The following is a 20,678-nucleotide window of genomic DNA, read 5'->3' as shown; positions in this document are numbered from 1 at the left end:
TGGAAAACTCTTCCCCAGTCCTCAGTCCCCACTCCCCACTCCCCAGTCCCCACTTCCCAGTCCCCAGTCCCCAGTCCCCAGATTGCGATACAATACAGCCCACGGGCGCTTGTTTGGGGTTGGGCAATGACTTCTGTAATTAATGTAAATTTACCAGAGCAGTCTTATGAGATTGTGATACCTGCGGTAAGCTACGCTAACGCACCTTCGAGTTTAGATCAACTGGGTCAACAGATGGCCAGTCTCAAGCTAGGCAAGAAGGTACTGCTGGTTTCTAATCCGACGATTTTAAAACATTTTGGGGAAAGAGCGATCGCATCCCTGATATCTGCTGGATTTGAAGTTGCTAGCTGCACCTTACCACCTGGGGAACGCTACAAAACCCTCAATTCCATCCAAAAACTTTACGATATTGCCTTGGAAAATCGCCTAGAACGTTCTTCTACTATGGTGGCTTTGGGCGGAGGCGTGATTGGCGATATGACTGGCTTTGCTGCCGCAACTTGGCTGCGCGGCATTAATGTTGTCCAAGTACCTACCACTCTCTTGGCGATGGTGGATTCGGCAATTGGTGGCAAAACTGGCGTGAATCATCCCCACGGAAAAAACTTGATTGGGGCATTCCATCAACCGCGCTTGGTTTTGATTGACCCAAATGTGTTGAAAACTCTTCCTATGCGCGAGTTTCGCGCAGGAATGGCAGAAGTTATTAAGTATGGTGTGATTTGGGATGCCGAATTGTTTGCCCAGTTGGAAGCAAGTAAACGCCTCGACCAACTCCGCTACGTAAAACCTGAGTTAATAAACACCATATTAACGCGCTCTTGTCAAGCTAAAGCTGACGTTGTTAGCAAAGATGAAAAAGAAGGCGGATTACGGGCGATTCTCAACTATGGACATACTATCGGTCATGCAGTGGAAAGTTTGACTGGTTATCGTTTAGTAAATCACGGTGAAGCGGTGGCCATTGGCATGGTAGCAGCGGGACAAATTGCTGTGGAATTAGGACTGTGGCAAAAGGAAGACACGGAACGTCAAAATGCTTTAATTCAAAAAACGGGTTTACCGACTCAGTTACCATCTGGGGTGGATATTGAAGCAATTATTCAGGCGTTGCAGTTAGATAAGAAAGTCAAAGCTGGGAAAGTGCGGTTTGTTTTACCAACGAAGATTGGTGTAGTGACAGTTACCGATGAAGTGCCATCGGATATTATTCGGCAAGTATTGCGGGGAATGTAAACAATTTCAAGAAGAATTCAGGAGTCAGAATTGAAATTAGTTGCTCTGTTTTTCAATTACGAATTACGAATTATTGAGCCATGATACTCCAAGCCAAAAATCAATTAACTTTGCAAGAGTTCCTAAATCTTCCGCCAGGCGAAGGAGACATAACTTATGAACTTGTTGATGGTCAAGCAATTCCTAAAATATCACCAAAAAAATTCCACTCTAAACTTACTCGCGCACTTCTCAATTTGATTGAGCAATGCTGTGAGGGAAAAGAAGAAGTTTACCCAGAATTAGCTGTTGCATTAACCCGTCGAGGGCGAGATTGGGTACCAATACCGGATATTTTATATATTTCTAATAAACGTTTACCCCCTGACTGGGATCAAGAAGGAGTATGTTCTGTTCCTCCCGATTTGGTGATTGAAATTATTTCGCCCTTCGGGATCGAGAGTTCGCAATCGGCGGAAACCGCCAAGACTGCGACTCTCTCACCAGGACAAATGACAGCTAAAGCTAAAGACTATTTGGATGCTAAAGTACTGCGGGTGTGGGTATTAGATAGTAAAGCCAGAAGTATTACTGTTTTTTATCCAGATGCAGCACCACAAACTTATATGGGAGAAGAATTACTCACAGATTCCCTATTCGAGGGACTGGAATTTACTGTTGATCAGGTGTTTCAAAAGGCGAAAATACCATTAGATGCCGGATAGCATCCTTTTTGCATCTAGCACAATTCGACGCATATTATTTTTATCGCCTGCTTTATATTGAGAAACAAATTCATCAATATCTATAATGCTTCTTCCCATACTTTCATGTGTGCGTAAGCTTAGACCATCGTAGACATCATTAGGGATTATTTCCTCAACAAATCCAGTCATGACCACAAGGTATGTAAGTTGCTCAGGTTGACTACCGTAATAATCAGACTGGATGACTTTCACAAGTTTTAATTCTCCCAGAGTTACTCTTACCTCCTCCATAACCTCTCGTCTTGCAGTTTCCTCACAAGTAAATTCGCCTATCTGTACATGTCCCCCAGGAAGGTCAATACCACGGGCAAGGAGAGCGCATACAATTAAACCATCCTTGGTAAAAGGTACGACTAGAACACTCGTTATCTTTTCAAAGGCAGGCAAAAATGAACTGCCAATATCTACAAAATTGACTTTTTGACCTGTTTGGATGACAGTCTTTCTGCGATCGCTCTCACTCATTACCTTAATTCCTGCTACTTAATACATTAGGATGAAATCCGTAACGCACCATTCGTAAGGATTTGGTGCGTTACGCTGTCGCTAACACACCCTACGTATCTTTTCAAAAATCAAATAGTAGTCCTATACGACTGTTACCAGAAGTTTGCAGTTCATAATTTGAGTTTTCTAGGGATGGGAGTCTACCCTATGTTAGTTCCTAAGCTGCTGCTCAGGAACTAGAATAACCTTGCTGAAATTAAGCGTTAGAAAACATTGTAAGCATTACTAATAGAACAACTAATGCACTGATCCAAAGAGCTAACGATCCCCAACTAACTGAATCTTTTTGTACTCTTTGCCAGAAATTGCTGACTAAATTATTCCGAATTGCCATTTTATAACCTCCAATTTTTATGAAACTTGTACTGACTCAATGCATTAAGCCTGCATTGAGTAAAAAAAAGTTCATCTTTGGGGGTATCAGTCTTGATTTGCTGATTCCCAGAGAGTAACCAACAGAGATTTAAATTAACCCATACAGCGATGTCTCCGACGGGCTACGCCTACGCGAATGCATACGTCTCAACGCATTACTGATCTAAAAAACAAACAAAAATTTACAAAAAGATATTTGTTGATGCTTAACTTGATTTTCCCATACGTAACTGTTTACACTCCCAAATTTGGCGATTTTGAGAGAATTCTTAATGTTGTGTTAACCACCGATAAAAGTTAGTGTTTTTCAAATCACAAACTACGTAAATAGTGACTCTGTTTCACTTTCACTTGTGATTTCTATAGACTTGAAAATAGGTGAGATTGGTAGGTAAATAATGGTGCAACAAATAAGACATAATGAACCGCAATATATCTGTACTATTCCAGTTGAGAAAATTACAGCTAACCAAGACGAAGAAATCATCACCTTTGGTGTATCTGCCGACGAGGCAAAAAAACAAGGCGAGGAATTATTAGCATCTACCTATGGTTGTAATCAATCGCAAGTTTTGGAATTGATGCAGCAAGCACGAATTGAAGCAATAGCTCAGTGGTGTGCTTCTAAAGAGCGCTAAAACTAGTTATGACGGTCTTGGCAACAGCAACTATTAGCAACCAAAATGGTATGCAAATATTCGGCTTACCTGCATGAAGGAGCAATGAATCTATGACTGATGCAAAGCAAACTTCCCCACGCCGCCGTCGCTCTTGGGCAGAGCCATATAAGATCAAGGTGGTTGAGCCATTAAAAATCACTACTCGCGCTGAACGCGAACAGGCGATCGCCCAAGCCGGTTACAATACTTTTCTATTACGTTCTGAAGATGTCTACATTGATTTGCTAACTGATAGCGGCACCTCAGCGATGAGTGATTATCAGTGGGCAGGGATGATGCTAGGTGATGAAGCTTACGCCGGCAGCAAAAATTTCTACAATTTAGAAGCAAGTATCCAAAAGTATTACGGCTATCGCCATATTGTACCCACTCATCAAGGGCGTGGTGCGGAAAACATTCTTTCTCAAATACTGATTAAACCAGGTGACTACATACCTGGTTTAATCAGTATTTCACCACAACCAGGCTGCATCAGGAGTTAGCTGGCGGCACCTTTGTAGATGTAATTATTGATGAAGCCCACGATGCCCAATTACTGCATCCATTTAAGGGTAATGTAGACTTGCAAAAGCTCACAGACCTAATCGAGCGAGTTGGGGCAGAACGTATTCCCTATATCAGCGCCGCCGGAACCGTGAATATGGCTGGCGGACAGCCGATTTCAATGGCTAACCTGCGGGCGGTACATCAGTTAGCCCAAACCTACGGTATCCGCATTATTCTTGATGCCACCCGCGCTGTGGAAAACGCTTACTTTATCCAGCAGCGAGAGGAGGATTATTCCAACCAGGCGATCGCAACCATCTTACATGAATTTTGCTCCTATACCGACGGTTGCACCATGAGTGGCAAGAAGGATGCACTAGTTAACATTGGCGGTTGGCTGGCTCTAAATGACTATGACCTTTACGAAGAAGCACGTAACCTGATAGTAATCTATGAGGGTCTACATACTTACGGCGGTATGGCTGGCCGGGATATAGAAGCTATGGCACGGGGTATAGAAGAGTCAGTTAAAGATGATCATATTCGTGCCCGTGTCGGGCAAGTTGAGTATCTCGGACAAAAGCTTTTAGATTGGGGTGTTCCAATTGTTGTACCTATTGGCGGTCATGCTATTTATTTAGATGCCAAACGCTTTTTATCACAAATCCCCCAAGACCAATTTCCGGCACAACGTCTAGCAGCAGAACTGTATCTAGAGGCCGGCATTCGGGCAATGGAACGGGGGATCGTTTCCGCAGGGCGCAGCAAAGAAACAGGCGATAATTATTATCCAGAGTTAGAACTAGTGCGTTTGACTATTCCACGCCGCGTTTACACCCAGGCTCACATGGATCTGACTGCTGAAGCAGTTGAAGAGGTTTATTATAATCGCGATCGCCTACGCGGACTCAAAATGATTTATGAGCCGAAGTATCTCCGCTTCTTTCAAGCAAGATTTGAATTGCTGTAAAGGGGGATTGGGGACTGGGGAATAGGGGACGAGTCTTTGATACTCGTGAATGAGTCCTTGATACTCGCTGACGAGTCTTTGATACTCGTGAATGAGTCTTTGAACTCCACTCCTCTGCCCCCTGCCCCCTGCTCCCCTGCCTATTGTCTTATGCGGCATAGAAAACCAACGTCCGCAACTCGATACTCTCGCGTGGCGGGGCATCCGGTTGGCTTGTGGGGCCATCGAATGCGGTGTGGGCGGCGAACCGCGCCAAACCTTCCTGTGCTGAGTCAAAACATTTTATGAGCAATGCCTCCTTGCGTTGCATTTGCGGAAAGTAGAACCACCGATGTTTCGGGTTATACGTGACTGCCTAGGTTTCGCCGACGCGATCGCGATATACAAGGTCGGTAGCCACAAGGTCTGTTGCTGCAATACTTTGGGCGTCACACACCGCTAATGGAGACTCCTGCACTGGCCCTGCGATCGGTCGCCAGAGGTTGACTACACTGAATCTATGCCGCAAAAGCTCATCTGCGTCTTCAGTACCGAGTGTTTCTAGCACGGTACGGGCGCGACTATAGCCAGACTTAGCAGTGAAGTCGTTGTGTACACCCCTTACTGGTGTCTTTATGCCTTGCTCGCCCTGCTTCGCCCGTTCGGCATTACGGAGGTTGTGATCGAACACTATCACCCTTTGGGCACCTGTCAAATCCTTGAGGAATTGCTCGGCTTCAGGGTAGTAAACACGGCGTACCTCATTCTGATCATAAAAGTCTTTAACAGTGCTGTGGTGTTCGGCCAAGGCGAATCCCTGTTGCTCCAAGGACACATCTTCTGCGATCGTCCGAGCATTATAAATAGGGAGTGTATGTACCTCATACTTCCCGCTTCGTTGTGGAATCCCTGGCGGTGGTTCGTAGGTGTAGTTGACAGGTTTTTCTGCTGTCGGAGTGAGGTAATGGAGTTCTCCCTCAACGTGCGGTAGTTCCTTGAACAATTGACTGTTTAAGCTCATGGGTTAAATCTCCCAGTGAATTCTACAATGTTTTGGTGATAGGGACTGTAACCTTTACCCTGTAACCTATTCCCTATTTCTTGCCCTACTTTTGAGAAGCAACGGCAGTAGGCGCACCAAGAATTTTGGCAAATCGTTCTAAGTAGAAGCTTGCAGGATTTTCCACAGCCCGAATTGACTCGCGATCGCGCACAGTATCCCACCATTTCTGCAAGCGAGGGGTTTCTGTTGGTAAGCTGAAATTGCGGAAGTGTTCCAAAAGAGGCAAGCGTTCAAACCAAGGATAGAAGCTGATATCGACTAAACTCAGCTTGTCCCCTAGCCAGTAAGGGCCATTACCAGACAGCTTACCTAGTCCTTCTTGCTCAATGTACAACAGCGATTCCAAAAACTCTCTTTGTCCCTGTCCCTGTTCTTGAGCATCTTTACCACGCAGAAATTTGTTAAAGGCGGGTACAAAGCGAGTGTTGGCATAGTCGATCCAGATCCGAGCGATCGCTTTAGCACCTGGATCGTGAGGTAATAAAGGTGGTTCTGGGAAGACTTCATCGAGATATTCGTTGATGATGGCAGACTCATAAATTTCGATATCCCCATGTTTGATGGCAGGGACTTTGCCGTAGCGCGAAATCTGTGTGTACCCATCTGGTTTGTTTTGTAAATCAATCTCAGTGGGGGTAAAGTCAATTCCTTTTTCCAGTAAAACCACACGGGTTCTTTGGGAAAAGGTGGAGGCTTTGGCAAAGTAAAGTTGTACGGTGCTCATAGAATACTTTCCTTGTAAATATTGCGTAGACGCGCAGTATCGCTAGACATTGCCTAGTTGAGACACAAGAGTGCTATCACATACTGGATAATATACTACGGTTTCTCAGTCGAATTAGCGTATGATATCTCGGAAATATTTCATAGTCTTTACAAAAATACAAGTCCTAACAATTGGAGATGGTTTGACAAAAGTGACCAAAGCCAAGTATCGATATTCTTGATAACCACTGCTAAAGTTGATACAGCACACAACTATGATGTTATAAGTGCAAAATTTAAATCTGTAAGAACTGCAATCAAAATTAGGTCAGTAAATCAGGATTTTCAAGTCAATATTATGGAGCCAATTCAGCCACAACAGCGCCGCGCCGCTGATCAAGTGTTTCAACAATCCCTCGATCAGTTGGAGGATATTTTACAAGAAAGTTTAGCTGAGGAAGAAGAAATCCCACAACTCCCACAACTGGATACTAGTAGTCTCAGTGAAGTCGAACTTGATCAAGACTTGATAAATATTGATTTAGCGGCTCTTGAGGATGCAGTTGCTGATATTGAACAATATCTCGAAGAAAAAACAAAAACTAAAGAAAAGTCATGAGTTTTAACTCCTGCACAGACGCGATTAACTCCTGCACAGACGCGATTAACTCCTGCACAGACGCGATTAATCGCGTCTCTACTCTTGACTCATTTGCCGCTGAGCTTCGTACAACATTAAAGCAGCTGCGATCGCCACATTCAATGATTCCACCCCAGGACTCAAAGGAATTCTTACTTGCTTGTCTGCGATCGCTGCTAAATCTGCCGATAATCCAGCCCCTTCATTTCCCAGTAAAATCAGACTGGGTTTACGCCAGTCCACGTCCCAATAAGTTAAAGTCGCACTGGGTAAGGTTGCCACTACCTGCATTCCTGCCTGCTGACTTTGTTGAACTGTTGCTTTTAAATCTTCGGTTACGGCCGTCGCTAGGCGAAACCATTGCCCTGCTGAAGCACGGAGAACTTTAGGGCTGTCTAAATCTACACTATCTCCACTTACCCACAACCCCGATGCTCCAACGGCGGCGGCAGTGCGGATCATCGTACCCAGGTTTCCCGGATCTTGCACCGTTTCTAAAGCTAGCACTAAACCAGTAAATGGTAGTTGAGTTTGGCCTTCGCTTCGTTTTGCGGTTGCCACCACACCATCCGGTTGGACTGTAGTAGCGATCGCATTTAATACTTCCTCGCTCACAATTTCGGAGCGATCGCTTTTATTACAAGCTTCTGACCAGAGTGAGGAGTGGGCTGCTTGCCATCCTGGGGTACAACACACTGTTTCTAGTGGGTAATTCACCGCACAAGCTTCCTCTAGCAGGTGCGTCCCTTCCAACAAAAATAACTGCTGCTTGTGCCGCTCCTTGGTGGAGTGGAGTTTGCGAATTTGCTTGACTAGGGAATTTTGTAAACTGGTCAACACGATTTTAGATTTTGGATTTTGGATTTTGGATTTTCGATTAATCTAAAATCGGCAATCTAAAATCCAAAATTATTATGCGGAACCCGGGACTTGAACCCGGAAGCCTTGCGGCACTAGAACCTGAATCTAGCGCGTCTGCCAATTCCGCCAGTTCCGCTGGCACTTGTACTTATCGACAATTTCCTATTATTGCGTAATTTTTTACCTTTGTCAAGTAAAAACATAACGCCTCGTTAAAAGTCTCAAACTGAAAACGAGTTTTTCAGAGGATAGGTTGAATCAAAATATTAACTGAACAGTACAGCAGAGATTTTTAGAGAACACTTAAGTTATTTTACTGAGTATTTAATTTTGCATAAAATTACTACTTATTCGTTATTTTTTGTAAAATTTTTAAAAAGCTCAAAAAGCCTGCTATTAATTCTTTTCAGCCCTCATTTTCCCCAAAAAAACACTTTTTTCATCCAAGATGTTGCCCTAAAATGTGGACAATTTGAATCTTTACTGTAGAATCAAAACCAACTTCAAACATATAAAATACGTATTACTTTTGGAGGTAGGCTTATTAATCCTTCTACCAGCTTACCAGATGCCAAAATTGCTCCAGAAGCAGACTCCTCAGTCTTGCAAATTTGGGGTGGGCATCCTTTGCGAGGTCATGTGAAAATTAGCGGGGCAAAAAATTCAGCACTGGTAATCATGGCTGGAGCCTTGCTGTGTCCGGGCGATTGTCGTATCCGCAATGTCCCCTTATTAGCGGACGTAGAGCGGATGGGTCAGGTATTATTGGCTTTGGGTGTACGCTTAACACGACAAGGTGATGTTTTAGACATCAACGCCAACGAAATTAAAACATCAAAAGCTCCCTACGAACTAGTTACCCAGCTGAGAGCGAGTTTTTTCGCCATTGGTGCCATTCTGGCAAGATTGGGAGTAGCACAGATGCCCTTACCAGGCGGTTGTGCTATTGGAGCAAGACCAGTTGACTTGCATGTCCGAGGACTGCAAGCAATGGGAGCTGAGGTGCAGATTGAGCATGGCATTTGTAATGCCTACGTCCCTGGCAGCAGCCGGAGATTAAAAGGTGCGAAGATTTACTTAGATATCGCCAGCGTTGGAGCGACAGAAAACTTGATGATGGCGGCTACCCTGGCAGAGGGTGAAACGGTCATCGAAAATGCTGCCAGAGAACCGGAAGTAGTTGATTTAGCTAACTTCTGTAACGCTATGGGAGCCAAGATCAAGGGGGCGGGGACTAGTAGGATTATTGTTGAAGGAGTCCCCAAGTTGCATTCTGTTGACTACAGCATTATTCCCGATCGCATTGAGGCCGGGACATTTTTACTGGCAGCAGCAATTACCCGCTCAGAACTTATCCTCTCGCCGGTGGCTCCAGAACATCTTGTACCAGTGATTGCCAAGCTGCGGGATATTGGGGTGACAATAATTGAAGAAAAGCCTGAACACTTACGCATCCTGCCAGCGGAAACCCTCAAGGCAACGGATATTGAAACTCAATACCATCCAGGTTTTCCCACAGATATGCAAGCGCCGTTCATGGCTTTGTTGACATTGGCCGAAGGCGACAGCGTGATTAACGAATCTGTCTTTGAAAATCGCTTGCGTCATGCCTCAGAGTTGAATCGCTTGGGGGCAGACATTCGTGTCAAAGGCAACGCTGCTTTCGTTCGGGGAGTACCGAAATTGTCTGGCGCACCAGTATTAGGCACAGACTTACGAGCATCGGCAGCGCTAGTCATCGCAGGACTGGCGGCAGAAGGACAAACCACAATTCAGGGATTACAGCACCTCGATCGCGGCTATGATCGACTCGATGTGAAATTGCAGCAATTGGGAGCTAAAATCCTGCGCGTGGGCGAAACATCAGCAGATGCAGAAATCGCTTCCAGCATCAGTAGCCTGTCAAGTTGAAATTGATCGGCTACTGATGCAAGAACAAGGGAAATGAGGGAGACAAGGTAAAATTTTCTTCCTCTGCTCCCCCTGCCCACCCTACTTAAATCGTTATACTAACTGTGGGAGGCTGTTTATTTAACCAGCCAAATTCCATAGTTATGTTTTTTTATAGCTTGCTGCACTATGTCCTTCATCAAAACCCCGCTGATTGGTTTAAAAGCTGACTCATTTCGTCATCCATTAGACCTGGAAGCTACCAGAGCGCTCAAGCAGATACCGGGCATAGATATGTTGGTACGAAATTGGCTCGGGCCAATGGCAGAACAGGTTTTCTATGTCGAAAATATTGCCTCCAGTGTTCTGGTAGGTGAAAAGCAACTACCCGATTTATACAAGCTGTTGTTAGACGCCTGTAAAATCCTGGATATAGATCCTCCCCAGTTGTACGTCCGGCAACATCCGGCTCCCAACGCCTATACTTTTGCTGTGCGGGGTAAGCAGCCGTTTGTTGTGCTCCACACATCTCTGATTGATATCCTCACTCCAGAGGAAATACAGGCAGTAATTGCCCACGAGTTGGGGCATCTCAAGTGTGACCATAGCGTTTACTTGACTCCTGTAAATTTATTAATATTAGCTGCGGCAATTGTGCCCAATGTCGGAACCTTCGTTGCTCAAGCGATACAGGCACAGCTTTTAGAATGGGTCCGCTGTGCTGAGTTTACCTGCGATCGCGCCGCATTACTAGCAACCCAAGACCCCAAAGTTGTCATGTCAGTGTTGATGAAGTTGGCGGGTGGTTCCCCCACCTTAGCGCCACAACTGAATCTCGATGCCTTTGTTGCCCAAGCCCGCGCTTACGATGATATTAGTAAGACTGAACTCGGTGAAATGGTCAAAACTGCCCGTACAGCCCAATTAACCCATCCAGTACCAGTGCTGCGGGCCCGAGAAATTGACCGTTGGTCAAGCAGCACAGAATATCAATCTTTAATCCAAAGTCATGGACTGAAGTCTACAAGCAATGAAGTTGCACCCAAAGGCGGATGGCGAAACTGGTAGAGCCACTAATGAAATTTGATTATGCAAATTTAGATGTGTTTTAGCTTACAATACTCCAGAGGATTAGCTTATGCGATCGCGCTTATTAGAGTAGTTGAGCCAAGCTATGGGCGATTGCACCGTGATGTAAAAATACTGCTACAGCCTAAAAATCAGCTAATGACCAGGTTCCCTTACGACCAGTTCGCCAAAGACTATCTTAAAGAATTGTTACAGCCATTGGGGGAAGTGGAAACAAGTCGGAAAGTTCCAGCCCAAATCCGAGAGATTGATGTTTATTTTGTACCTCCACTCCAATCCACAAAGAATACAATAGAATTAGGGCTGTTGGGAAAATTTGCGGCAGAACCTGCATTAGTTGAACCATTTAGAAATGCGGCTACAATTGCGGAGATCCGCAGTTGCATGAATAAGTTGTTTGATATCTTTGCTGAAGTAAAACGTCAAGCTAAAGGTGATAAAAATCGGCTTGCAGAATCAGAATTACCACGTTTGTGGATTTTGTCACCCACAGCTTCTGAATCGATACTGGATGGTTTTAAAACTAACCTAGATGAAGAAAATTGGGGAATAGGAGTATATTTTTTAGGGGATTATTTGAGAACAGCAATTGTGGTGATTCACCAATTAGCTCGTACAGAAGAGACACTATGGTTGAGAATTTTAGGTAAGGGAAGAGTCCAGCAACAAGCAATAGACGAACTAGAAGCACTTCCCCAAAATAATCCCTTACGTTCCAAAGCAATTGATTTATTATTGAATTTAAAGATTACCTTAGAATTCAATCAAAATATAGACGAGGAGGATAGAGATTTAATTATGCGCTTATCACCTATTTACGAGCAAAAATTAGCAGAAGTGAAACAAGAAGGAATCCAAGAAGGAATCCAAGAAGGAGTCCAAGAAGGAATTCAAGCAGAACGTCGTAATGTTATAGAAAATTTGTTGCGAGTTCGCTTTGGTTCTTTAGATGCAGAACTAAGAGTAATTACTGAAGCCTTATTGGCATTATCTCCAGAGGAATTTACTCCTTTATTAGTGCAACTATCCAGGGAAGAATTATTAGATAGGTTCTTTTAAAATAACTCAGTTACTAAGAAATCAATGATTACTTAAACTTGTTAAATCGGACAATCGCATTAAAAAACATCCCATTGGTTAACCCACAGCCGCTACCATGACAGTTGTAACCAACGACGATCGCTTTCAACCCATAAATCTCTTTGAGTACGAAAAGCTAGCAAAAGAGCATCTGTCTCAAATGACGCTCGATTATTATAGCAGTGGTGCTTGGGATGAAATCACATTGCGGGATAATCGTGCTGCCTTTGAGCGAGTCAAGCTGCGACCTCGGATATTAGTCGATGTTAGCGCTGTCTACGACGGGCTACGCCTACGCAATCTAAGTACCTCCATTTTAGGACAACCCCTGCAACTACCTTTGTTAATTGCGCCGATGGCTTTTCAATGTCTAGCCCATCCAGACGGAGAAGTTGCCACGGCTCGAGCTGCGGCATCAGCTGGTGTGGGCATGGTGTTAAGTACAATGGCCACAAAGAGCATTGAAGAAGTTGCGACTGCATGTGATAAATTTCCCGATTCTCTGCAATGGTTCCAGCTTTACATCCATAAAGATCGGGGATTAACTCGTGCTTTGGTAGAAAAAGCCTATAAAGCAGGCTACAAAGCCCTTTGTCTGACTGTAGATGCACCTGTTCTCGGACAGAGGGAGAGAGATAGACGTAACGAGTTTGCCTTACCCTTAGACTTACATCTCGCTAATCTCACCACCATCTCAGGGCTAGATATTTCCCATGAAAAAGGCGAATCTGGATTATTTACCTATTTTGCCCAACAGCTAAACCCAGCAGTAACTTGGCACGATTTGGAATGGTTGCAATCTTTGTCTCCACTACCTTTAGTCATCAAAGGAATTTTACGGGGAGATGATGCTGCCCGGGCTGTAGAATATGGAGCCAAAGCAATTGTTGTTTCCAATCATGGTGGCAGACAACTCGATGGTGCGATCGCTTCTTTAGATGCCCTAGTTGAAATAGTAGCAGCAGTCGATGGTAAAGTAGAAATACTGTTGGATGGAGGCATTCGCAGGGGCACAGACATTCTCAAAGCTCTGGCATTAGGAGCAAAAGCGGTACTAATCGGACGACCTATTTTGTGGGGACTAGCAGTAGCAGGAGAAATCGGTGTTTCTCATGTAATCTCACTCCTACAAGATGAGTTAAATGTGGGAATGGCACTTAGCGGCTGTGCAAAACTACAGGATATTGACCCTAGTTTATTGACCCTGCCACGCCTTTAAGCTTTATATTTAATAAGTTGGGCATATTATTCGAGAAAAACTTTGAGAATTAATTTACAAAGTTGTTACAAAATCCCTAAATTAGGGTAGAATAGTTAAGATTGGACATAAGGGCGGGTGGCGGAATTGGTAGACGCACCACACTCAAAATGTGGCGGCCTTGCGGTCATAGGAGTTCGATTCTCCTCCTGCCCACTACCAAACAATTACTAGAGAGGTTAAAAAGTTATGCGCCTCAAAAGATGGGAATCTCCCCGTAAAGAAGGCAGGAATGACAAAGGTAGAGGTGGTTCTGCAAGGAAGCGGCAACTTAAAAAGCAAAGGCAAATGTTACGGCAAAGACTCAAAGAAAGTAACAAACCAGACAATAACAAAAACAATAGAGCAGGGGAAGAAAAGTTTATCTTCCCCTTATTTTTTGGGCTTTTATTTCAGAAAAAAATAAATTTTAGGGATTTCTCAATACATAGACTAAATTAAATCTGTAATAAATTTGTCAAGTCATAAGAAAAAATTATTAGCCATTCTTTAAAATATACTAATTTAAATTAAACCTCTTAAGCGTATAGTTACGAATCAAAATTGGCAGACTGAGTTCCGGTATTTTGCTTCGCCATCTAATTTTTAGATGTAGCAAATATTACGCAACAAAATATATATCCATAGGAATTTATCGCAATTATAATGTTTGCATGAACAAATCAAAAATTAATTATGAAGGAAGTATGAATTTTGTCAAACAGCGTCTGAAATCTCTAGCTTAAAACAGTAAAATAGGACACAGCAGCAAATAATTATAATATTACCCATTAAGTCAAAAGTATACTAAGAAGGCAATTGCATCTCCACGTGTTAACTTCCAACGATGACACAAGCCGACAAAAAGTCAGGAGTCATTTAATCCGAATTATTCAATACTCGGATTGGTCTAGGTAATCTATGGATTTTTTTCTTGGACACAGGAGTTATTGATGGTGGCGAGAGTGCTTCTACCTACTAAAAAAGTGCTTGATTTTCCTATTACCGCTTTACGCTTTGACGACCAGGTTCAAACAATAGTTAAGTGGGCGAGTAGGCATGAGAGTAAAACTGTATATGTAGCCAATGTACATATGCTGATTGAAGCTCATTGGAATCCAGAGTTTGCCACCATATTACGAAATGCAGATATAGTTACTCCTGATGGTATGCCTCTTGTATGGATGATGCGAAAAATGGGAGCGCTTTACCAAGACCGTGTGGCAGGGATGGATATTTTCCTCGCATTGTGTCAGCTAACTCAAACACAAAATCTTAGTATTTTCTTTGTAGGTTCCCAAACAGAAATTCTTTCTAGGATGCAAAAAAAGTTAGAGCAGGAATTTCCGCAGATGAAGATTGCGGCGATGGAACCTCTACCCTTTCGTCCCCTAACTGAAACTGAAGACGAAGCTTTGGTTCAAAAGATTAACTCTAGTGGTGCTAGCGCCGTCTTAGTATCTCTGGGATGTCCTAAGCAAGAAAATTGGATAGCTCAACATAAGGGTAAGATACAAGCTGTAATGATTGGACTGGGTGGAGTTTTCCCAGTTTATGCAGGAATTCACAAGCGGGCACCTCGCATAGTTCGAGACTTAGGACTTGAATGGCTGTATCGATGGATTCAAGAACCGCGCCGACTTTGCAGTCGCTATGCTAAGACCATCCCACTATTTATCTGGCTGGCTACGAAGCAACTACTATCATCAAGTCGGATTGCAGCGGTCTTTCTTCACGAGACTGGGGATTAAGGAAAAAGAAAAGGAAATAGGTGAGACTGACTAGCATGAAAACATGGTTGTAACGGTATTAGCGACATTAAGGAAATGTCGGGCATGAAACAGTTAAAAATTCTCATCTGTGCATATGCTTGTGAACCCAGAAAGGGTTCTGAACCTGGAGTAGGTTGGAATGTTGTTAGGGAGGTAAGCAAGTATCACCAAATCTGGGTACTCACATCGAACTGTCACCGTCAAGGTCTTGAAACTGAACTAGCACGTAACCCCCTGCCCAACCTGCACGTTGTTTACTTAGATCCTCTAGGCTGGATCATAGACTGGAGTCATCAGAGGATGGGAAAACAATGGGGGGTCTATGTTCATTATTACCTTTGGCAAATTTGGGCGTATTTTATCAGTCGCTCACTCCACAAGCAGATTGGCTTTGATATCCTACATCATGTAACTTATGTGAGGTATTCAAGCCCTAGTTTAATTTCACTGCTACCAGTTCCTTTTATCTGGGGTCCAGTTGGTGGCGGGGAATCATCTCCCAAAAGTTTTTGGAAAGATTTTAGTTTCCGTGGCAAGATATACGAGGTTTTACGAAATTTGGCTCGCTGGATAGGGGAATGTGATCCCTTAGTTCGCCTCACTGCACAACAAAGTGTCTTAGCCCGCGCTACCACAGAAGATACAGCTAAACGCTTGCGCCAAGTGGGCACAAAAAATGTTCAAATTTATTCTCCATTAGGTTTATCTCAAGATGAAATAGCAAATCTTTCAGATTTTGTAATTGTCGATAATTCTGCAATTCGATTTATTAGCGTAGGCAGACTTTTGCACTGGAAAGGGTTTCATTTGGGATTAGCAGCATTTGCCCAAGCCAACTTACCTAATGCTGAGTATTGGATTGTAGGAGAAGGAACTGAACGCAAACAGTTAGAAATATTAACTCAATATCTGAATATTACTAAACAAGTCAAGTTTTTAGGTAATCTATCTCGCGAACATACATGGAGTCAAATACAGAACTGCCATGTGTTAGTTCATCCCAGCTTGCATGAATCTGGAGGATTCGTGTGTTTAGAGGCAATGGCAGCAGGGCGACCAGTGATTTGTCTAGATTTAGGAGGCCCAGCTGTTCAGGTTACAGAGGAAACTGGTTTTAAAATAAAGGCGAATACACCCGATCAAGTAGTAAGTGATATTGCCAAGGCTATGACGTATTTGGCTAGTAACCCAGAGCTAAGATTATTGATGGGTCAAGCCGGGCAAAAGAGGGTGGGAGAGACTTTCAGTTGGGAAAGTAAGGGGAAGCAGTTAATTCAACTCTACGAGGAAATTTCAACCCAGAATAAATCCTACTTGAAATTGAGTTAGAGCGATGATTAGTGATAACGTAATAAGTAAGTCGGTACGAGAAAACCGAGGTATGTTTAGTTTTCTAAAAACTGTGGAGTAACCTATTTTTAAAGTATTCGTTAGCTTGGCATTTAGTTACCTAAATCGATTTTCTAATGCCCACTTACTTAGTATATATCTTCTCAATAGCTCCTTTAGCGATATTAGTAGGAGCTTACCTTAGAAGTGGTAGCATCCGTAAAAAACTAATTAAATTTCCATCAAAAATTTGTCGGATCAGGAATTTTAGAAAAACTGGTTATAGAACGGTAAAACTACTGTAAATCAGGGTGTAATTGCTTTGCATTATCTACTAGTTGGTTCTTTATTTCCACTATTCAGAGACTTAACTGCATGAGAGTGCTGTTGATACATAACCGTTATCAACTTGCAGGCGGTGAGGATGGAGTAGTAAAAGCTGAACAATCCTTACTAAAAGCAAATGGTCATCAGGTATCTCTACTAGAAGTTAGTAATCATGACATTAAAAATACCTGGGATAAAGTTGCAACTGCTATTAGTGCAATTTACTCATATTCAGCAAAACAACAAGTTCGCATCAAAATTTCCCAACTCCGCCCTGATATTGTCCATGTACATAACTTTTTTCCCCTACTCTCTCCTTCCATATATGATGCTTGTCGAGAGCATGGTCTAAGTATTGTCCAAACTCTTCATAACTATCGGCTTGCTTGTCCCAAAGCAATACCTTTTCGAGATGCAAAAGTTTGTGTGGATTGCTTTGGACAGAGGGTGCCGTGGTCTAGTGTTGTACATGGCTGCTACCGCAACTCACGCATACAAAGCTCGGTTATAGCAGCAATGAACAGCTGGCATCGGTTGCGAGGTACTTGGCACGAACAGGTAGATGCTTATATTGTCTTTACCCAATTTCAAAAAGACAAAATGTTACAGGCTGGACTACCAGCAGAAAAGTTCTACATCAAACCTAATTTTGTTTTTCCTCCAGACTCTCGAAACCAAAATGGTGAAGATAGTGACTACTTACTTTTTGTTGGTAGATTGTCTGAAGAAAAGGGAGTTTCGGTTTTAATTGATGCTTATGTACAGAAGAACTTATGCACACCACTAAAAATTGTGGGTGATGGGCCTTGGCGTCAAAAGTTGCAGCAACAGATTAAAAATACCAGTTCCGAAAATTTCATCGAATTTTTAGGGTTTCAGGATAAGCCAACAGTGTTGGCACTAATGCAGAATGCCCGGTTTTTAGTATTTCCTTCCATTTGGTACGAAGGTTTTCCCTTAACTATTGCTGAAGCTTTTGCCTGTGGTCTACCTGTACTGGTGTCCAAATTAGGTAGCATGGTAGAAATTGTCGAGGATGGAGTAACTGGTTTACATTTTGAAGCGGGCAACCATACAGATATGGCAGCCAAAATAGAATGGGCAACCAATCATCCTGAAACTATGAGAACTATGGGCAAAAATGCTCGCCAGGTTTATGAGACTAAGTATGCTCCTGAAGCTAATTATCAGCAGTTGATGGCAATTTACCAACAAGTCATCAATAAGAAGAAATAGTGTGTTCCTAGTGAGGAGGAACAGACCCTAAGGCGTTCATAATCAAGTGAAGCAGATTTTTCATCCAAAGGAATCGCGGCAGAATTTTCTGTTTTAACCCTCTTTCATCACTATCGGATAAATTAACCTTAGTTCGACGATACAGCCAAACGTTGATTCAAGGGTTCACCCCAAAGTGACGAAAGAGTCTAAGTGCAAGGATTTCGACCAATCAATGTCCTGCTGTAAAAACCCATTATCTGAAATCAACTATTAAAGTACTTGACATAAACCCAGGATTAACTGCTATATTAACTAGAGTAAAGTCGTTGGGGCGTAGCCAAGTGGTAAGGCAGCGGGTTTTGGTCCCGCCATCCCTAGGTTCGAATCCTAGCGCCCCAGTAAATCTAAAGACAGGCATAACAGCCTGTCTTTTAGAGTATTTAATTAGATTTTTAAGATGCGTCTCAATTGCATCTAATTCTGTAAATGTTACTTGTCAGGCGATTTGAGAGCTTGATCCAGAGTCTGCCGAGCCTGTTCTGCTTTAGATCGCGCTTCCTGGTAACGCACATTAGCTTGGGCAAAATTTTTGAGAACTTTAAAACCTTCCTTGAGCCGAGTAATCTCCTCTTCTGTCACCGAATCGTCAGTGAACAGAATATCAACCGCTTTGCGAATTTCTAACGCTTCGGCTCGTGACTCCTGAACTTTCAGCTTGAGTGTGGCCAGGTTACTCAGCACCTGAACAGCTTGTGTAATGCTATCTTCACCGCTAGCAGTATCAATAGTTGGCTCTTTAACCTCAATTAATTGTTGAGGGCCAAATCCTTCTTCCAGTTCCGTGGGTAGCTTACCTGCATCCATCAGTTCCATCAGCTGATCCATTGCTTTGTCACGGGCTTTGGCTGAATCTTTTCCAGAAACAGTAAGGATAATTTCTGGGCTTTGAGCGAGAGTATATTGAACCATATTTGAGCAGAAAATTTGCTGGTTAACCAAGCTGAGGTAAAAGATTATAACATACTGCGTGTCCGGTTATTTGTTGGTTTATCTATTTCGGTGTCGGGTTGCCAAATTCATTCCTACCCCTGCTAAGTCGCTCAAAATAAAACTTTATACTTAAGAAAAGGGAAATAAGTTTCAACAGGAGGGGAGAGCAATGGCTCCCAGTCCCACCATCATGCAAGCTGTGGAAAAACTGGGCTACCGTGTCACCGTTGGTGATGTGGCAATCCAGGCAGGATTGAAGGTCGCTGAAGCTAATCAAAGTTTGTTAGCCCTGGCATCTGATGCTGGGGGACATTTGCAGGTAGCGGATTCAGGTGATATAGTTTACCTTTTCCCACAAAATTTTCGAGCAATTTTGCGTAATAAATACTTCCAGTTACGATTGCAGGAATGGTGGAAAAAGGTCTGGAGTGTTCTGTTTTACCTGATTCGTATTTCTTTTGGAATTTTCTTGACTGTTTCCATCGCCCTGATAACTATTACCATCTTCATTATTATTACTGCTGCTAATTCAGACCGTGACGGCAACAATCGGGGCAGTAATTCCGGCGGTGGGGGGTTCTTCTTTTTTCCAAATTTATTCTGGTATCTTAGCCCAAATTATGACACTCAGTACCAGGAACGGCGACGTGGAAGCCGGGAAGAAAGCAATCTGAATTTCTTTGAAGCTATATTTTCGTTTTTGTTTGGCGATGGTAATCCTAACGCCAACTTAGACGAACGTCGCTGGCAAGAAATTGCTACGGTGATTCGGAGTAACCGTGGCGCAGTGGTAGCAGAACAAATTGCCCCATATTTGGATGACATTGGCGAGGGATATACAAGAGAGTACGAAGATTATATGCTGCCCGTTCTGACGCGATTTAATGGGCAACCGGCGGTAAGTCCCGAAGGGCAAATTGTTTATTACTTCCCAGAGTTACAGGTGAGTGCAGTTAAAAAGCGCCGTCATTCAATATCACCTTACTTGGAGGAATTGCTTTGGCGTTTTAGTGCCGCAAGTTCCGGGCAAATTATGTTGAGTGCTGGGTTGGGTGTACTAAATTTTGTTGGTGCTTTAGTACTGGGAAGTCTGTTGAGAGATGGCACTGTTGCCGCCCAATTAGGTGGACTGGTAGCTTTTGTGCAAGGAATTTATTGGCTACTATTGGCTTACGGAGCAGGTTTCTTAGGCATCCCGTTATTGCGTTATTTCTGGATTCGGTGGCGTAATCGCAAAATAGGCGATCGCAACCGCGATCGCCTTTCCCGATCAAGGCTATTGGCAAGTCCTGATGCACCTTTACAACAAAAAATCGACTATGCTCAACAATTTGCCACAGAAAAAGTCATTGGTAACGAAGACTTAGTGTATACTAGCGAAACTGACTTACTCGACCAGGAAGTTGAGCGTTCTGCACAAATTGATGCTGAATGGCAACGGCGGTTAGACCAGTCATAAGCAATTCGCTCATCCAATAACTAAGAAGGAAAAAAA

Annotated in this window: 19 protein-coding genes, 3 tRNA genes and 1 pseudogene; 17 read left to right on the top strand and 6 right to left on the bottom strand. The window is 43.2% G+C overall.

What is annotated here, in order from left to right; translation table 11 throughout:
* Positions 1–126 precede the first annotated feature (126 nt).
* Positions 127–1,239, top strand: a complete 1,113-nt coding sequence (gene aroB / locus V7K30_RS01475) for a 3-dehydroquinate synthase (protein WP_334996404.1) — start codon at positions 127–129, stop codon at positions 1,237–1,239.
* An 80-nt stretch (positions 1,240–1,319) separates the two neighbouring features.
* Entirely contained in the window at positions 1,320–1,943 is a 624-nt protein-coding gene (locus V7K30_RS01470) for a Uma2 family endonuclease (protein ID WP_334996402.1), read from the top strand.
* Here V7K30_RS01470 and V7K30_RS01465 read toward each other — a convergent pair.
* Positions 1,929–2,450, bottom strand: coding sequence for an NUDIX hydrolase (locus V7K30_RS01465; RefSeq protein ID WP_334996400.1), 522 nt, complete (start codon positions 2,448–2,450; stop codon positions 1,929–1,931). The two genes, V7K30_RS01470 and V7K30_RS01465, sit on opposite strands and share 15 nt — an antisense overlap.
* Before the next feature lie 815 nt (positions 2,451–3,265).
* On the opposite strand from V7K30_RS01465, the gene V7K30_RS01460 reads away from it, so the two are divergent.
* From V7K30_RS01460 to V7K30_RS01450, 3 genes are all read left to right on the top strand, one after another.
* Positions 3,266–3,505 (top strand): hypothetical protein, encoded by a 240-nt coding sequence (locus tag V7K30_RS01460; RefSeq protein WP_334996398.1) that lies wholly within the window; start codon positions 3,266–3,268, stop codon positions 3,503–3,505.
* A gap of 92 nt (positions 3,506–3,597) precedes the next feature.
* Positions 3,598–4,029 (top strand): beta-eliminating lyase-related protein, encoded by a 432-nt coding sequence (locus tag V7K30_RS01455; protein ID WP_334996396.1) that lies wholly within the window; start codon positions 3,598–3,600, stop codon positions 4,027–4,029.
* Positions 4,014–5,003 (top strand): tryptophanase, encoded by a 990-nt coding sequence (locus tag V7K30_RS01450; protein ID WP_334996444.1) that lies wholly within the window; start codon positions 4,014–4,016, stop codon positions 5,001–5,003. The genes V7K30_RS01455 and V7K30_RS01450 overlap by 16 nt, the downstream gene beginning before the upstream one ends.
* Before the next feature lie 148 nt (positions 5,004–5,151).
* Here the strand turns inward: V7K30_RS01450 and V7K30_RS01445 are convergent.
* Both V7K30_RS01445 and V7K30_RS01440 read right to left on the bottom strand, forming a co-directional pair.
* Positions 5,152–6,003: pseudogene (locus V7K30_RS01445) on the bottom strand (CmcJ/NvfI family oxidoreductase).
* 85 nt (positions 6,004–6,088) lie between these two features.
* The gene (locus V7K30_RS01440) at positions 6,089–6,769 is read right to left on the bottom strand and encodes a glutathione S-transferase family protein (protein ID WP_334996394.1); all 681 of its coding nucleotides are present in this window, start codon (positions 6,767–6,769) and stop codon (positions 6,089–6,091) included.
* A gap of 339 nt (positions 6,770–7,108) precedes the next feature.
* On the opposite strand from V7K30_RS01440, the gene V7K30_RS01435 reads away from it, so the two are divergent.
* Entirely contained in the window at positions 7,109–7,369 is a 261-nt protein-coding gene (locus tag V7K30_RS01435; RefSeq protein WP_334996392.1) for a hypothetical protein, read from the top strand.
* Positions 7,370–7,447: 78 nt separating this feature from the next.
* Here the strand turns inward: V7K30_RS01435 and V7K30_RS01430 are convergent, their stop codons facing one another.
* Together V7K30_RS01430 and V7K30_RS01425 are read right to left on the bottom strand one after the other, a co-directional pair.
* Positions 7,448–8,230, bottom strand: coding sequence for a TrmH family RNA methyltransferase (locus V7K30_RS01430; protein ID WP_334996390.1), 783 nt, complete (start codon positions 8,228–8,230; stop codon positions 7,448–7,450).
* A 75-nt stretch (positions 8,231–8,305) separates the two neighbouring features.
* A tRNA-Leu gene (locus V7K30_RS01425) sits at positions 8,306–8,387 on the bottom strand.
* Positions 8,388–8,794: 407 nt separating this feature from the next.
* Here V7K30_RS01425 and murA point away from each other — a divergent pair.
* The 10 genes from murA (at position 8,795) to V7K30_RS01375 (ending at position 18,592) form a co-directional block, all read left to right on the top strand.
* The gene (gene murA / locus V7K30_RS01420; RefSeq protein WP_334996442.1) at positions 8,795–10,162 is read left to right on the top strand and encodes a UDP-N-acetylglucosamine 1-carboxyvinyltransferase; all 1,368 of its coding nucleotides are present in this window, start codon (positions 8,795–8,797) and stop codon (positions 10,160–10,162) included.
* A 168-nt stretch (positions 10,163–10,330) separates the two neighbouring features.
* On the top strand, positions 10,331–11,209 hold the full coding sequence (locus tag V7K30_RS01415; RefSeq protein WP_334996388.1) for a M48 family metallopeptidase: 879 nt from the start codon (positions 10,331–10,333) through the stop codon (positions 11,207–11,209).
* Positions 11,210–11,368: 159 nt separating this feature from the next.
* A complete protein-coding gene (locus V7K30_RS01410) occupies positions 11,369–12,289 on the top strand; it encodes a hypothetical protein (RefSeq protein ID WP_334996440.1) in 921 nt (306 codons plus the stop codon).
* A 97-nt stretch (positions 12,290–12,386) separates the two neighbouring features.
* Positions 12,387–13,529, top strand: coding sequence for an alpha-hydroxy acid oxidase (locus V7K30_RS01405; RefSeq protein ID WP_334996386.1), 1,143 nt, complete (start codon positions 12,387–12,389; stop codon positions 13,527–13,529).
* Positions 13,530–13,640: 111 nt separating this feature from the next.
* A tRNA-Leu gene (locus V7K30_RS01400) sits at positions 13,641–13,724 on the top strand.
* Between the two features lie 76 nt (positions 13,725–13,800).
* Entirely contained in the window at positions 13,801–13,974 is a 174-nt protein-coding gene (locus tag V7K30_RS01395) for a hypothetical protein (RefSeq protein WP_442941034.1), read from the top strand.
* Positions 13,975–14,500: 526 nt separating this feature from the next.
* Positions 14,501–15,298, top strand: coding sequence for a WecB/TagA/CpsF family glycosyltransferase (locus tag V7K30_RS01390; RefSeq protein WP_334996382.1), 798 nt, complete (start codon positions 14,501–14,503; stop codon positions 15,296–15,298).
* An 84-nt stretch (positions 15,299–15,382) separates the two neighbouring features.
* Positions 15,383–16,648 (top strand): glycosyltransferase family 4 protein, encoded by a 1,266-nt coding sequence (locus tag V7K30_RS01385; protein WP_334996380.1) that lies wholly within the window; start codon positions 15,383–15,385, stop codon positions 16,646–16,648.
* Between the two features lie 375 nt (positions 16,649–17,023).
* Positions 17,024–18,211 carry a glycosyltransferase family 4 protein gene (locus V7K30_RS01380; protein ID WP_334996378.1) on the top strand — a complete coding sequence of 396 codons (1,188 nt, stop codon included), beginning with the start codon at positions 17,024–17,026 and terminating at the stop codon, positions 18,209–18,211.
* A 309-nt stretch (positions 18,212–18,520) separates the two neighbouring features.
* Positions 18,521–18,592: transfer RNA gene (locus tag V7K30_RS01375), tRNA-Gln, on the top strand.
* A gap of 90 nt (positions 18,593–18,682) precedes the next feature.
* On the opposite strand, the gene V7K30_RS01370 is transcribed toward V7K30_RS01375, so the two are convergent.
* Positions 18,683–19,162 (bottom strand): hypothetical protein, encoded by a 480-nt coding sequence (locus V7K30_RS01370; protein WP_334996376.1) that lies wholly within the window; start codon positions 19,160–19,162, stop codon positions 18,683–18,685.
* A gap of 190 nt (positions 19,163–19,352) precedes the next feature.
* Between V7K30_RS01370 and V7K30_RS01365 the strand changes: the two genes are divergently transcribed.
* Entirely contained in the window at positions 19,353–20,642 is a 1,290-nt protein-coding gene (locus V7K30_RS01365; protein WP_334996374.1) for a hypothetical protein, read from the top strand.
* Positions 20,643–20,678: the final 36 nt, after the last annotated feature.

This window comes from Nostoc sp., assembly GCF_036917655.1.
In the GTDB taxonomy this organism is placed as follows: domain Bacteria; phylum Cyanobacteriota; class Cyanobacteriia; order Cyanobacteriales; family Nostocaceae; genus Nostoc.
This window is presented reverse-complemented; position numbering and strand designations above follow the sequence as displayed.